Here is a 14082-nt window from a genome sequence, read left to right as displayed (position 1 = left end):
GATTCTGCACGGCTGTCGTTGAACGAAGCTTGAACGGCCCGCGAAAACGACGAAAGCCGCCGGATGGCGGCTTTCGGGAGGGGCGGGCGGTCGGACGCGACCGCGGCGGTCACTGGATCTTGGGCGGCTGCGACAGATCCGGGGGCTGCGACAGGTCGGGCGGGGACGCCGGTGCCGTGCCGCCGCCCAGGCCCGGAGGCGGACCACCCAGGCCCGGAGGCGGGCCGCCAAGGCCGAGCGGCGGTGCGCCCAGATCGGTGCCGCCGAGGCTGGGGACGCCACCGATGGTGCCTTCCAGCTTGATCTCGAACTTGGTCGGATCGACCTTCGACGACACGTCATTGTACCACATGACCGTGATCGGGAAGAGCATGACGACGGCGATCATGACCACCTGGATCAGGACATATGGAATGGCGCCATAGTAGATCTGGCCGGTTGTGACCGGGTCCATCATCCGGCCGGTGACCGTGTCCTTGTAGGGTTTCGATGGCGCGACCGAGCGCAGGTAGAACAGCGCGAAGCCGAAGGGCGGATGCATGAAGCTGGTCTGCATATTGACGCCCAGGAGGACGCCGAACCAGATCATGAACGGCCCGACATCGGCGACCTTTCCGTTGATGACGTTGAAGCCCATTTCGTTGGCGATGGCGATCGCCGCCGGATCGGTCGCGAAGATGGTCTCCGCCGCCTTGACCAGCAGCGGCACAGCAATGAAGGCCAGTTCGAAGAAGTCGAGGAAGAAGGCCAGGAAGAAGATCATCGCATTGACGATGATCAGGAAGCCGTACATGCCGCCGGCCGTTTCCTTGAGGATCTCCTCGACCCAGACATGGCCGCTGACGCCGTAGAAGGTCAGCGAGAAGACGCGCGCGCCGACCAGGATGAAGACCACGAAGGCCGACAGCTTGGCGGTCGATTCGCCGGCCTGGCGGACCAGGTCGAAATTGAGCTTGCGGTTAATCACCGCCAGGATGATGGCGCCGGCCGCTCCCATGGCGCCGCCTTCGGTGGGCGTGGCGATGCCGCGGAAGATGGTGCCGAGCACCAGGAAGATCAGGATCAGCGGCGGCAGCAGGTCGCCGACGACGCGCTGCACCGCGGAGGAGACCGGCTTGGACGGGCTGTCCATCATCGCAAAGCCGGCTGCGATCAAGGCGCCGCCGGCGAGCAGGTCGAACCAGCTGCGCACGACCGAAAGGACGATCGAGGCGCCGACCGCGGTGGCCGGGGCGGCGAAGTCGACCGCCTTCAGGGCCGTGACGATCTGGCCGCCGGCGAACAGCAGCAGCACGCCGGCGCCGGCAAGGATCAGGGCAAGGCCGAGGATCTTGCCCAGGAAAGCCGGCAGGAAGCGCATCAGGCCGATATAGATCAGATAGACGGCCGCCAGGCTGCCGATCTTGAGCGTCGACAGCCAGGGTTCCTGCAAGGCCATCTGCTTGGCTAGTCCGCTCACCATCGGCAGATAGCGCTCGAACAGCGCGATGCCGGTCGCCGGATCGAACAGCAGGATCATGCCCCAGATGACCAGCGCGAGCGGCATCACGGAGGCTTTCATGACCTTGTCGTAGGGCGCGCCCTCGCCGAAGGAGCGGGCTTCCGGCGGCAGGGCTGGAGCGCTCTTCGGATAGACGATGGTCATGACCATCACGTAGGCCATGTAGAAGATCGTGAGCACGATGCCGGGGACGAAGGCGCCGAGATACATGTCGCCGACGGACCGGCCGAGCTGGTCGGCCAGCACGATCAGCACCAGGCTCGGCGGAATGATCTGGGCGAGCGTGCCGGAGGCCGCGATGGTGCCGGCGGCGAGGCGCCGGTCGTAGCCGTAGCGCAGCATGATCGGCAGCGAGATCAGCCCCATGGCGATGACCGAGGCGGCGACCACGCCGGTCGTGGCGGCGAGCAGGGCACCGACGAAGATCACCGCATAGGCGACGCCGCCGCGGATCGGCCCGAACAGCTTGCCGACCGTGTCGAGCAGTTTCTCGGCCATGCCGGACCGCTCGAGGATCAGGCCCATGAAGGTGAAGAAGGGGATCGCCAACAGCGTGTCGTTGGCCATCACGCCGAAGACCCGCTCCGGCAGGGCCTGGAACAGGTTCGACGAGAGCAGGCCCAGTTCGATGCCGACCCAGCCATAGGCGAGGCCGAGGGCCGCGAGGCTGAAGGCGACCGGGTAACCCAGCAACAGGAACACGATCAGGCTGAGGAACATGATCGGTGCGATGTTGTGGATAAGGAATTCTGTCATCGGGGTCGTCCTCCCGCGCGCCGGCCGTTCGCCGACCCTTCCGTCTTTGGGTGGGGCTGATCGATCGTCGGGCCGCGGCTCACGATTCGTGCGAGGCGGTGCCGTGCGAGCCGCCCGTCTCGGGCTCCGGCCGGAGGCCCTGCATCACGGCGACATGCTTGATGATCTCGGAGATGCCTTGAAGCGCCAGGAGCGCGAAACTCAGCAGCACCATCAGTTTCGCCGGCCAGACGATCAGGCCGCCGGCATTGAAGGAGACTTCCTGCAGTCGGAAGGAGGTGAGGAAGAAGGGCAGGGATTCGTAGATCATCAACAGGCAGAACGGCATCAGGAATACGAAATGCCCGAGCAGCTCGATCCAGTGGCGCAATGTCTTCGGCAACTGGCTCGAGAGAATGTCGATGCGGATGTGCTCGCGTCGCAGCAGCGTCCAGGCGGCGCCGAGCAGGAACACGGTGCCGAACAGGTACCATTGCAGTTCGAGCCAGGCATTGGAGCTGGTATTCAGCGTTTTGCGAATGATCGCGTTGCCGGCACTGACCACCACCGCCAGAAGAATCAGCCAGGACACGAACCGGCCGATGAAGGTGTTGAAGCCGTCGATGAGCGCGCTGATGCGCAGCAATCCGGTCATGGGCCCTCTTTGTCCTGGAAAGGTCTTGGCGCCGAGCGTTTCCGCATTTGCATAAAGGCTATGCGCCCTGCACGCGTCAAGAGGGTCCGGGCCTTCGTCCCGCCTCGGTCAGGATCGGGTCATCTTCGGGGTTTTCCCGATGCGGTATCCGGCTGAGTGATGCCCGAACCTGCGGCCTCAGCGTGCCGCCGCCCGGGCCGCGAGACCGGATGCGAGCCCGCCGGCGGCGAGCGTCGCCATGGTCAGAAAGAGCGGCAGGGCGCTGTCGCCGAGGAGCGCGCCCATGAGCACGGTGACCAGGGCTCCAAAGCCGATCTGAAGGGTCCCGGTCAGTCCCGAGGCTGCGCCGGCGAGGTCGGGACGGATGCTGACGGCACCCGCGATGGTCGACGGCAGGGCGATGCCGTTGCCGATGCCGAGCCAGGTCATCGGCGCGAAGATCGCGACCGGGTGATGGTAGCCGGCCAGATGCAGCAGGAGGGCCGCCGCCACGGCGGCGAGCCCGATCAGGTTGCCGACCGCCATCATCCTGATCACGCCGAATCGGGAGGCGTAGCGGCCGGACAGGAAGTTGCCGAGGATGTAGCCGGCGGCGAGCCACATCAGATAGAGCCCGGTCTCGCGGGCGCCGGCGCCGAGTAGCTTCTGCATGACATAGGGGATTCCGCCCAGGAAGGCGAAGAAGACGCCCGAAACCAGCATCGAGGAGACCGCGAAGGCGACGAAGTCCCGCGAGCGGGCCAGCACCGCGAAGGCGCCGAGATGGGAGGCGAGCCCGCCTTCGGACTGACCCGGCCGACGCGTCTCGTTGAGGGTCGCCCAGGTGCCGGCGAGCACGGCCGCACCCACGGCGAAGAGCAGAGCAAAGGGCGCCCGCCAGCCGAACTGCTCGTCCAGGGCACCGCCGATCGCCGGTCCGAGGGTCGGGGCGACCGCCATCCCCATGGTGACGAAGCCGATCATGCTCGCCGCGCGGTCGCGCTCGTAGACATCGCGCACGATGGCGCGCGAAAGCACCAGCCCGGCGCAGCTGCCGACGCCCTGCACGACGCGGCCGAGGATGAAGGCCTCGATGGTCGGCGCCAGAAGGCAGGCGGCCGTGCCGACCAGGAACAGCGCCATCCCGGCCAGCATGACCGGCCGCCGTCCGTGCCGGTCGGAGAGCGGGCCGAGGATGAGTTGGGCCAGCGCGACGGCGACCAGATAGAGCGACAGCGACAGCTGCACCGTCGCATAGGAGGTGGCGAAGGCCCGCTCCAGCCCCGGCATGGACGGGACCAGCATGTTGAGGGCGAGCGGATTGAGCGCCGAGACCGCGATCAGGACGATGATCGGCGGCGCGACGGGCTTCGCGGCAGGCTCCGAGGGATCGACCGGCGGCAGGGGCGGGGACGCCGTCATGGCACGGGGCCCGAAGCGGCGGCGCGCTGGGCGCGGGCGCGCAGGCGTTCGCGCTGGAAGCTGTAGATGCCGGTCATGACCACGATCGCGGCGCCGAGCAGGGTCCAGCGATCGGGCACGTCGCCGAAGAAGATCAGGCCGGCGAGGAAGGACCAGATCAGCAGCGCATAGCGGAACGGCGCGACCACCGACATGTCGCCGACCCGCATGGCGAAGGTCAGCAGCATGTAGCCGAGCACCAGCACGCAGCCGGCCAGGGCGAGCAGGCCGGCATGCCGGTCGGAGACCGGTTGCCATTCGGTGTAGCGCGAGAAGATGCCCTCGAAGGGGATCAGCACGAATCCGGTGACCATCACGGCCGAGGCGGTGTTGAGAACCGCCAGCGGGGTCGGCACGCCCGCCGGCATCTGTGAGGTGGCCAGATCGCGCAGCACGACGAAGAAGACCGCGCCGAGCACCAGGAAGGCGGACCGGTCGAAACCCGCAAAGCCCGGCCGGATGATGATCAGCACGCCGCCGAAGCCGACCAGGATCGCCGTCCAGCGCCGCCAGCCGACCGTCTCGCCCAGGAACAGCGCCGCGGCCGCCGTGATCGCGAGCGGGGTCACCTGGAAGATGGCGGTCGCATTGCCGAGCGGCATGTACATCAGTGCCGTCACATAAAGCAGCGTCGCGCCGATTTCGCCGACCAGCCGATAGCCGAGGGTCGGGTGGAACAGCGTCCGCCAGGCCGCGAAGGCGCCGGTCCAGAGGCACAAGGCGACCAGCAGGGCACTCGCCACGGCGCCGCGCAAGACCATGATCTGGCCGAGCGGCATCGCCGTCGAGACGGCCTTCACGATCGAATCACCGACGATGAAGGCCACCGAGGCGGCATTCATGGCCAGGATGCCGCGAGCATTGTCGCGCGGGGCGGCGGGCATGGCGGGTCCGGTCGAGGGAGGGCGGGGGAGGGAGGCCCCGCCGAGACGGCAGGGCATTGGATCGCGCTTCGGCAAAATGACCGATGCCCCTGATCTAGACGCCCGGACCCGGCTCGGCAACGTCCGGAGGCGGGATGTGGCTATGCATTGGGCAATCGCGCTCCCGTTTCAACGGTCATCCGAGGGACGCCAGGCTGTCAGCAGGCGCTTCCGCCCGCTCGTCCATGCCGTAGTCGCGCAGCACCGCGGCCACCCGGAGGCGGTATCCGGAGAAAATGCCGCTGCGGCCGGCAGCCTGCGCCGAGCGATGCCGCGCCTTTGCACGCCAGGCGGCGACAGCAGCCTCGTCGCGCCAGAACGACACCGAAAGCAACTTGCCCGGCGTGGTCAGGCTCTCGAAACGTTCGACCGAAACGAAGCCGTCGGCGGCTTCCAGATCGGCCCGCAGCGCGGCGGCGATCTCCAGGTAGCGCTGGCGCTGGCCTTCGGCGGGGAAGACCTCGAATATGACGGCGATCATCGGACCTCCCGGAGCGGGTGCCGCGCGGCGGTCACGACTTTGCCGCCTTTCGGCTCGACCCTCTCGTTCAGGGTGGGTTCAGCTTCAGGTCAGTAAGCATTATCATGAATGTATCCGCAGCGATTGCGGCGACCGCGCGAGCGGAGCCCGAACCGCAGCGCGGCGGAAAGGAGGCATCGTCATGACCACCGACCGGGGCGCGACCTCGTTGGATATTCGCACGGCCGCGGCCTTTGCCCGGCACGGCGCCCTCGCCGCCGCACTTCTGGCCGGCACCGCTCTTGTCGCCGGACCCGCGGCCGCCCAGTCGGCCGGCGCGGGCGCCGGGCGCATCGTGATCGCCGAGTTGCCGCCGCTGCCGGGCGGACCGGTCTGCATGAAGGACCGCGACTGGCTCGTGGTCGAAGCCGAGCAGTTCATTTCCCGCACCACCGCCCGCGCCGAGGACCTGCAGAAGAAGGTCATCGAGCAGGAACTGGCCGCGGAGCGCGACCCGGGCGCCGGCAAGACCGCCGAGATGATGCGCGCCGACCTGCGCGAAACGCTGCGGCGCGTGCGCGACGCCCAGGGCTATCGCGAGGATGCCCGTCGCCTGACGACGCGCGAATGCCTGATCCGCGAAGGCCAGGGGCTCGAGGTGCGCAATGCCGCCGCCAGCGTTTCGGGCGCGGCGACCGCGTCCCTGCCTCATGCCTCCGAGCCGATGATCGACGTGCATCTGACGCAGGCGCAAGCCTGCCGCAAGGATGCGGAGTGCGAGATCAGCCTGGTCTCCGAAACCCATCGCCCGGCCACCGACGACCGCCGCGTCGCGGTGATGATCGATCTGCCCGCCAGCGCCGGCACCTTCCTGCGCGCTTCCGACGCCTGGAACTGCTACGCCATGCAGGGCGGCGCGGTGTGCCTGGCCAAGCTGGCCCAGTTGAAGCCGGGGGCTCCGGTCGAGGCCAAGCTGACCTGGCGCCTGCAGGCCGGCCTCGGCGACACCGAAGCGCGCTTCTGCACCCGCACCCCGAAGACCACAGCCGACGGCCGCCCGACCAGCGATCCGGACCGGATGCGTGTCCTGCAGGCCGTTCTGGCCGATTATGGCTATCGGTCCGGGGCGATCGACGGACGGTTCGCCGACGGCACGCGCATCGTGCTCGCCTCTGCCGCGCCGGACTTCGGCATCGAGCGCAGCGGCGACGACGACCGCATCGCTGCCGCCTTGCTCGGAAGCACCGTCAGCCGCGTCGGCGTGACCACCGGCCCGTGTCTGCAGCTTGCCCTGGCGCCGAGTGCGACTCGCAACGATGCCGGCCCGGTCCTGTCCGTCGCGCCGGTGACCACGACCACAACTGTGACCACGACGCCGGCCACGCTCGTGACCCCCGCCCCGGTGGCCCTGACAACCCCGGTTGCCGTCACCACCCCGGCCCCCGTCGCGCTCGCCCCGGTTCCGGCCGTGACGCAGCCCGTGACGACGACCAACGCCGCGCCGCCCCCGGTCGCCGCGATCCAGCCGCTCGAACCGGTCTCCGACACCAAGGCTCCGGCCAAGGGCAAGAAGGGCGTCGTCGCCAAGCTGACCGACGACAACGGCTCGTCCCAGCCGGCCAAGGCCAAGGTCCAGCCGGTCAAGGAAAAGACCACCACGGTGGTGAAGCCGAAGACACAGCGCGCCGAAGAGGCGACGCCCGCGCGCAAGGTCGTGGTCCGCCGCGTCAACGACGAGGCCGCGCCCCCGCCGGTCGCCCGGCGTGTCGCACCGGCTCCGGCCGCCGCGCCGCCGCCGCCCCCGCAGCCGCAATATAGCGGCCCGCCGATCTCGATCGGCATCGGCCTCGGCCGTCGCGGCGGCTTCGGCATCGGCTTCTGATCCGGCGAACGAAATCAATTCAAAGCCAAAGGCCCGGTCGCGAGACCGGGCCTTTGCGCATGCGATTGTCGGAGCGCGCGCCGGACCATCAGGCGCCGGACCGGCTGGCGCCGGGCCGTTTTCAGCCGCCCGTCACGCTCATGTGCCGGGAGACGGCCGGCTTGGCCTGCCGGCGGTCGATGATGAAATCGTGGCCCTTCGGCTTGCGCCCGATCGCCTCGTCGATGGCGGCGTGGAGCGGGGCGTCGCTTTCCGACTGGCGCAGCGGCAGGCGCAGATCGGCGGCATCTTCCTGGCCGAGGCACATGTAGAGCGTGCCGGTGCAGGTCACGCGCACCCGGTTGCAGCTTTCGCAGAAATTATGCGTCAGCGGCGTGATGAAACCGATCCGGCCGCCGGTCTCCGCGACGCGCACATAGCGCGCCGGACCGCCGGTCTGGTAGTCGATGTCCTGCAGTGTCCAGCGGTCCATCAGATCGGCGCGGACCTGCGACAGGGGCAGATACTGGTCGGTGCGGTCGCCGTCGATGTCGCCGAGCGGCATGGTCTCGATCAGGGTCAGATCCATGCCGTCGGCATGGGCCCAGCGGATCATGTCGTCGATCTCGTGCTCGTTGACGCCCTTCAGAGCCACGGCGTTGATCTTGATCTTCAGCCCCGCCGCCAGCGCGGCCTCGATGCCGGCCTGGACCTTGGCCAGATCGCCCCAGCGCGTGATCGCCTTGAACTTGACCGGATCGAGCGTGTCGACCGAGACGTTGATCCGTTCCACCCCGCAGGCCTTCAGGTCGCACGCATAGCGGGCGAGCTGCGAGCCGTTGGTGGTCACGGTCAGTTCCTCCATCGCGCCCGACTCGAGGTGGCGCGACAGGGAGCGGAACAGCGTCATGATGTCCTTGCGCACCAGCGGCTCGCCGCCGGTCAGCCGGATCTTGCGGGTGCCGCGCGCCACGAAGGCGGAGCAGAGCCGGTCCAGTTCCTCGAGGCTGAGCACGTCCCGCTTGGGCAGGAAGGTCATGTCCTCGGCCATGCAATAGACACAGCGGAAGTCGCAGCGGTCGGTGACCGAGACGCGCAGATAGGAAATCGCCCGTCCGAACGGATCGATCAGCGGCATGTGGTTCGCGACACCCGCGCTGGCGGAATTCATGCTGCCCTCCGGCTCACTCCCGAGGCTGTTATATGGCATGGCAAAGCCGGAATGCCATGCCTTTTGCGGGCGCCGGGCCGGCAGGGCGGCACCATGGCCCCGCGCGGGCTTGCCGGCGGCCGTGTGGCGCCGTATGTCCGGCCGGACCGGGCTGTTGTTCGAAGCCCTGCCGAGAGGATCCTGGCCCATGACCGCGACAACGCCCTGGCCGACCGAACTGCGCCTCGCCAAGGACCGCCGCACGCTGACCGTGAGCTTCGAAGGCGGCGAGAGCCATGCGCTCTCGGCCGAGTATCTGCGCGTCACCAGCCCGTCGGCCGAGGTGCAGGGGCATTCCCCGGCCGAGCGCAAGACGGTTCCGGGCAAGTCGGCGGTGCAGATCCTGGCCGTCGAGCCGGTCGGCAACTACGCCGTCCGGCTGAGCTTCGACGACATGCATTCGAGCGGCATCTATGGCTGGGACTATCTGGCCCGGCTCGGCCGCGAGCGCGATCGCATCTGGGGCGAATATCTCGCCGAACTGGACGCGAAGGGCCTGAGCCGCGAACCGCGGCGACAAGCGGAAGCAAGCCGCGAACCGCGGCGACAAGCGGAAGCAAGCCGCGAACCGCGGCGATAAGCGGAAGCAAGCCGCGAACCGCGGCGACTGGCGGACAAATGCCGTGACTTGCGGCCAGAGGCGGTCTCTCACGCCCGGCTGTCCGACCCTGGCCGGTTCCGCACGATCGATACGACAAGGCCGGCGGGATTGCTCCCGCCGGCCTTGTCCGGATTCGAACTCGATCCGTCAGTGAATGACGGACACGCGGGCGCCGACACGGACGCGCTCGTAGAGATCGGTCACGTCGTCGTTGGTCATGCGGAAGCAGCCCGAGGAGACCGCCTGGCCGATCGTCCAGGGCTCGTTGGAGCCGTGGATGCGGTAGAAGGTCGAGCCGAGATAGAGCGCACGGGCACCGAGCGGGTTGTCCGGGCCACCGGCCATGTAGGCCGGCAGATTCGGCACGCGCTGACGCATCTGCGGCGGCGGGGTCCAGCCGGGCCATTCGGCCTTGCGGGTGACGGTCTGGTTGCCGCCCCAGGTGAAGCCCGGCCGGCCGACGCCGATGCCGTAGCGCAGCGCCTTGCCACCGCCGAGAATCAGATAGAGGCGGCGTTCGGCGGTGTTGATGACGATGTCGCCGGCGCTGCCGCCCGACTTGTAATCCACCACTTCGCGCGGGATCGGCGTATAGTTGCGGCCGTAGGCGCCGCTCGAACCCGGTCCGGGAACCGTGATGCCCGGCCCTTCGACCGCACGGCCGGTGGCGTCATAGCGGATCTCGATTCCGGGATTGTATTCCGCCATGGCACCGTAGGTCAGGGTGCCAGCCACCAGGCCAACGAAACCCGCCCCCGCCAACAGCTTTGCTGCGCGCATACCGACCTCTCTCGGTTCAAAATCCGACACACGCCCGGACGTCCGATGAGACGAGTCCAGCGGCATAGGATTGCCATATTGTTGACCTGCCCCCATCAAGGCAAGCCGAACCCGTGGCGGGATTGCGCCAATCCGTCAATTTACTGTGTTCTGTATCTGTCAGGCCACGCTGCGCTGCAGCATGGGCTTGGCGGTGGCGGCCTGCGCTGCGGCAATGCCGCGCCGGGTCCGGGCGCCGTTGTTAAGCCTTATCTTAGAGTTTGGAATAACAGTATGGCATGCAACCGTCGGGCACCGGATGACCGCCAAGGGGGGCAAGGTGACGGTACTTAAACGATTGCAGGAAATCGCCCTCGAGGCCCACGGGACCGACCGCGGCGAGCTGCTTCGCCTGCTGACGCAGTGTGTGTTCTCGGATCGCCAGCCGAGCGCCGTCGAAGTTGCGCTGTTCGCCGATATCACCCTGCAGCTTCTGGCCAAGGTCGATCCCCAGACCCGCACCGAACTGGCCACCGTCGTGGCTCACTGCGAACACCTGCCGGCACCGCTGCTGTCCGCCCTGTGCGAGGACATCCCGGAGGTGGCCGCACCGGTGCTGGTCGCCAATCCGGCGCTCGGCGAGGAGACGCTCAAGGATTGGGCCGGCCGTCTCTCCAACCCGCATCTGGCGGCGATCGCGCGCCGCCCGCAGTTGACGACGGCGGTGACCGACCTCCTGTTCGAACGCGGCGACATGACCGTATGGCGCACCGTGGCCGCCAATGCGGAAGCCGAGATCTCGCCCCGGTTCCTGCGCGACTTGCTGGCGAAAGCCGAGACCGACGACGAACTGTGTGTGGCACTGACGCGGCGTTCGGATCTGCCGGAGGCCGATGCCGAGCATCTGGTGATGCTGGTGGCCAAACGGCTGCGCGGCCGCATCGCCAATCGGCCGGCGCCGCAGCCGAGCCCTACCGCGGCGCCGGCGGCTCCGGTCACACCGCCGCATCTGATGGACATGGCCGCGCTTCTGGCCCAGATCAAGGCGGGCCGTCTGTCCGTGGACGCGGTCGTCGCCGATCTTGCCGGCCATGACCGGTGCAACGATCTGGCTGCGATTCTGGCCCATGTCGCCGACATCGACGAACTGTCGGTCCTGAAGGTGCTGGTCCGCTCCGACGCGAGCGGGGCGATCAAGCTTCTGCGCGGGATCGACGTGTCGCCGAAGACCTTCGACGTGGTGGTCAAGATGCGCCGCCGCCGCCTCGGTTTCTCCGAGGCCCAGGTCCGATTCGAGCGCGAGGACTATCTGCGCATGGACCCCGCCGAGGCCCGCCGGACGGTCGCTCAGTTCGCCCGCAAGCGGCACCACGCCGGCTGACGTCCGCGATGGCCGCCCGTCTCCGATCGAACGCCGCCGCCCGGCCGCCGGAGGTGGAGACCGGCGCGGCGATCGGACCCGGCGGCCCGACGCCGCGTCCGATCCGGCAGTCGGGGTGGCGGCGGGTCAGCCGAGATTGAGTTCCTGGAAGAAGTCGTTGCCCTTGTCGTCGGTGACGATGAAGGCCGGGAAATCGACCACGTCGATCTTCCAGATCGCCTCCATGCCGAGTTCCGGGTATTCGAGCACCTCGACATGCTTGATGCAGTCCTGTGCGAGCCGGGCCGCGGGGCCGCCGATCGAGCCGAGATAGAAGCCGCCGTGGCGCTTGCAGGCCTCGCGCACCGCGGCCGACCGGTTGCCCTTGGCGAGCATCACCATCGAGCCGCCGAAGGACTGGAACTGGTCGACATAGCTGTCCATGCGGCCGGCCGTGGTCGGGCCGAACGAGCCGGAGGCATAGCCCTCGGGCGTCTTGGCCGGGCCGGCATAGTAGACCGGGTGGTTCTTGAAATAGTCCGGCATGCCGTCGCCGCGATCGAGCCGCTCGCGAATTTTGGCGTGGGCGAGATCGCGGGCGACGATCAGTGGGCCGGTCAGCGACAGGCGGGTCTTGATCGGGTGGCGGCTGAGTTCGGCCAGGATGTCGGCCATCGGCCGGTTCAGGTCGACGCGCACCACGTCGCCGCCGAGCCGGCTCTCGTCGATGTCGGGCATGAAGCGCGCCGGATTGTGCTCCAGCTCCTCCAGATAGATGCCGTCGCGGGTGATCTTGCCCATCGCCTGCCGGTCGGCCGAGCAGGACACGCCGAGGCCGATCGGCAGCGAGGCGCCGTGGCGCGGCAGGCGGATGACGCGCACGTCGTGACAGAAATACTTGCCGCCGAACTGCGCGCCGACGCCGAGTGACTGGGTCAGCTTGTGGATCTTGGCTTCCATCTCCAGGTCGCGGAAGGCGTGGCCGGCTTCCGAGCCCTGCGTCGGCAGGCCGTCCAGGTAGCGCACGGAGGCGAGCTTGACGGTTTTCAGGTTCAGTTCCGCCGACGTGCCGCCGATCACTACCGCCAGATGGTAGGGCGGGCAGGCGGCGGTGCCGAGCGTCAGGATCTTCTCCTTCAGGAAGGCGATCAGCCGGTCCTCGGTCAGGACCGACGGCGTCGCCTGGTAGAGGAAGGTCTTGTTGGCCGAGCCGCCGCCCTTGGCGACGAACAGGAACTTGTAGGCATCCTCGCCCTCGGCATAGATGTCGATCTGCGCCGGCAGGTTGTTGCGGGTGTTCTTCTCCTCGAACATCGAGACCGGGGAGAGCTGCGAGTAGCGCAGGTTCTTGCGCAGATAGGCGTCGCGGATGCCTTCGGCGAGCGCGCTCTCGTCGTCGCCCTCGGTCCAGACCAGGCGCCCCTTCTTGCCCATCACGATCGCCGTGCCGGTATCCTGGCACATCGGCAGCACGCCGCCGGCGGCGATGTTGGCGTTCTTCAGGAGATCGTAGGCGACGAAGCGGTCGTTGTCGGTCGCCTCCGGATCGTCGAGGATCTTGGCCAATTGAGCCAGATGGCCGGGGCGCAGCAGATGGTTGATGTCGGACATCGCCGCCTCGGCGAGCAGGCGAAGCCCCTCGCGCGCGACCGTCAGCACCTCGCGGCCGCCGATCCGCTCGACCGAGACATGCTCGCCGGTCAGCTTGCGATAGGGCGTCTCGTCCTTGGCGAGCGGGAAGAGCGGCATATGCACATAGGGCGGCGGCGACTGGACGGTCATGGGAGGCTCCCCTCTCGGACGGAATGCCGGTCCTTGCCGACGGTTCCGGCCTGACGTTTACGGCTGGCGCGGGCTGCCGCGGCCGACAGGAGCCGTCCGGCGGGAACCCGTTCTGGCGACGGCGCGGGGCCGGCAATGCCTGCGCGCCTTGTACCCCTGCTGGCCGGCCGGGCCAAGCCGTCGCTTGGTCGAAGTCGGGCGGGACGTCGACTTCGAGTGCATGTCAGTTCCTGCGGGAACAGCTGGCCGCCGGATCACGCCGACGTGATGTTTCAGTCCGGTTTCTGACAGCGAGTTCAGCCGACATTCAGCGAAACATTGTTACTTCTTACAACAACGAATGGTTCTTCAAAACGAACGAACCCTCGCCGGCGATAAAGACGAAGACGAAATCGCTCTTCCGTTTCGTCATGGATCCAATCCTATTGAGAAGGAACTGAAGAAATGTCGCGCAATGTTATCGCTCTTGCAATCGCCTCCCTCGCCGTCGTCTCGTTCTCCGGTGCGGCCTCGGCGGCGCCGGGCAAATATCGGTTCAGCATTTACAACCAGAACGGCAAGGAGATCTATGACGACGGCAAGCTCGACGGCAAGGCCTGCGTCGTCGGCAAGAAGGCGGTCTACAATCCGATCACCGGCAAGTTCGTGGTCAAGCCGGCGGTGAAGTGCAACTTCTGAGCCGGATCGCCCCTGTTCATCCCCGTCGAACGGCCGCCGGCTCCCTCCCGGCGGCCGTTTCGCTGCGTCTTGCGACGTACGACCTCTATCGCATTGCGCCGATGCGATTTGTTGGCC

The 14082-nt window shown here is 67.8% G+C and carries 12 protein-coding genes; 4 read left to right on the top strand and 8 right to left on the bottom strand.

What is annotated here, in order from left to right; translation table 11 throughout:
* Positions 1–109 precede the first annotated feature (109 nt).
* From KL771_RS13720 to KL771_RS13700, 5 genes are all read right to left on the bottom strand, one after another.
* A complete protein-coding gene (locus KL771_RS13720; protein WP_261969117.1) occupies positions 110–2257 on the bottom strand; it encodes a TRAP transporter large permease in 2148 nt (715 codons plus the stop codon).
* 79 nt (positions 2258–2336) lie between these two features.
* The gene (locus KL771_RS13715) at positions 2337–2891 is read right to left on the bottom strand and encodes a TRAP transporter small permease subunit (protein ID WP_261969116.1); all 555 of its coding nucleotides are present in this window, start codon (positions 2889–2891) and stop codon (positions 2337–2339) included.
* Between the two features lie 177 nt (positions 2892–3068).
* Positions 3069–4292 carry a multidrug effflux MFS transporter gene (locus tag KL771_RS13710; RefSeq protein ID WP_261969115.1) on the bottom strand — a complete coding sequence of 408 codons (1224 nt, stop codon included), beginning with the start codon at positions 4290–4292 and terminating at the stop codon, positions 3069–3071.
* Positions 4289–5215, bottom strand: a complete 927-nt coding sequence (locus KL771_RS13705; RefSeq protein ID WP_261969114.1) for a DMT family transporter — start codon at positions 5213–5215, stop codon at positions 4289–4291. The genes KL771_RS13710 and KL771_RS13705 overlap by 4 nt, the downstream gene beginning before the upstream one ends.
* Before the next feature lie 175 nt (positions 5216–5390).
* Positions 5391–5735 carry an antibiotic biosynthesis monooxygenase family protein gene (locus KL771_RS13700; RefSeq protein WP_261969113.1) on the bottom strand — a complete coding sequence of 115 codons (345 nt, stop codon included), beginning with the start codon at positions 5733–5735 and terminating at the stop codon, positions 5391–5393.
* Positions 5736–5916: 181 nt separating this feature from the next.
* On the opposite strand from KL771_RS13700, the gene KL771_RS13695 reads away from it, so the two are divergent.
* Complete coding sequence (locus tag KL771_RS13695; protein WP_261969112.1) at positions 5917–7596, top strand: hypothetical protein; 1680 nt, start codon at positions 5917–5919, stop codon at positions 7594–7596.
* Between the two features lie 121 nt (positions 7597–7717).
* On the opposite strand, the gene moaA is transcribed toward KL771_RS13695, so the two are convergent.
* Entirely contained in the window at positions 7718–8746 is a 1029-nt protein-coding gene (gene moaA / locus KL771_RS13690; RefSeq protein WP_261969111.1) for a GTP 3',8-cyclase MoaA, read from the bottom strand.
* A gap of 187 nt (positions 8747–8933) precedes the next feature.
* On the opposite strand from moaA, the gene KL771_RS13685 reads away from it, so the two are divergent.
* Entirely contained in the window at positions 8934–9365 is a 432-nt protein-coding gene (locus KL771_RS13685) for a DUF971 domain-containing protein (RefSeq protein WP_261969110.1), read from the top strand.
* Positions 9366–9533: 168 nt separating this feature from the next.
* Here the strand turns inward: KL771_RS13685 and KL771_RS13680 are convergent, their stop codons facing one another.
* Positions 9534–10166 carry a L,D-transpeptidase gene (locus tag KL771_RS13680; protein ID WP_261969109.1) on the bottom strand — a complete coding sequence of 211 codons (633 nt, stop codon included), beginning with the start codon at positions 10164–10166 and terminating at the stop codon, positions 9534–9536.
* A gap of 298 nt (positions 10167–10464) precedes the next feature.
* Here KL771_RS13680 and KL771_RS13675 point away from each other — a divergent pair, with 298 nt between their 5' ends.
* Positions 10465–11526 carry a DUF2336 domain-containing protein gene (locus tag KL771_RS13675; RefSeq protein ID WP_261969108.1) on the top strand — a complete coding sequence of 354 codons (1062 nt, stop codon included), beginning with the start codon at positions 10465–10467 and terminating at the stop codon, positions 11524–11526.
* Positions 11527–11652: 126 nt separating this feature from the next.
* Here the strand turns inward: KL771_RS13675 and KL771_RS13670 are convergent, their stop codons facing one another.
* Positions 11653–13254: a fumarate hydratase gene (locus KL771_RS13670; protein ID WP_390866828.1), complete on the bottom strand. Its 1602-nt coding sequence runs from the start codon at positions 13252–13254 to the stop codon at positions 11653–11655.
* 477 nt (positions 13255–13731) lie between these two features.
* Here KL771_RS13670 and KL771_RS13665 point away from each other — a divergent pair, with 477 nt between their 5' ends.
* Positions 13732–13965, top strand: a complete 234-nt coding sequence (locus tag KL771_RS13665) for a hypothetical protein (RefSeq protein ID WP_261969106.1) — start codon at positions 13732–13734, stop codon at positions 13963–13965.
* Positions 13966–14082 lie beyond the last annotated feature (117 nt).

The sequence above is a fragment of the Prosthecodimorpha staleyi genome (genome assembly GCF_018729455.1).
GTDB classification, from domain to species: Bacteria; Pseudomonadota; Alphaproteobacteria; order Rhizobiales; family Ancalomicrobiaceae; genus Prosthecodimorpha; species Prosthecodimorpha staleyi.
Note: the sequence above shows the minus strand (reverse complement) of the source record. Positions and strands in the feature narration are given on the sequence as shown.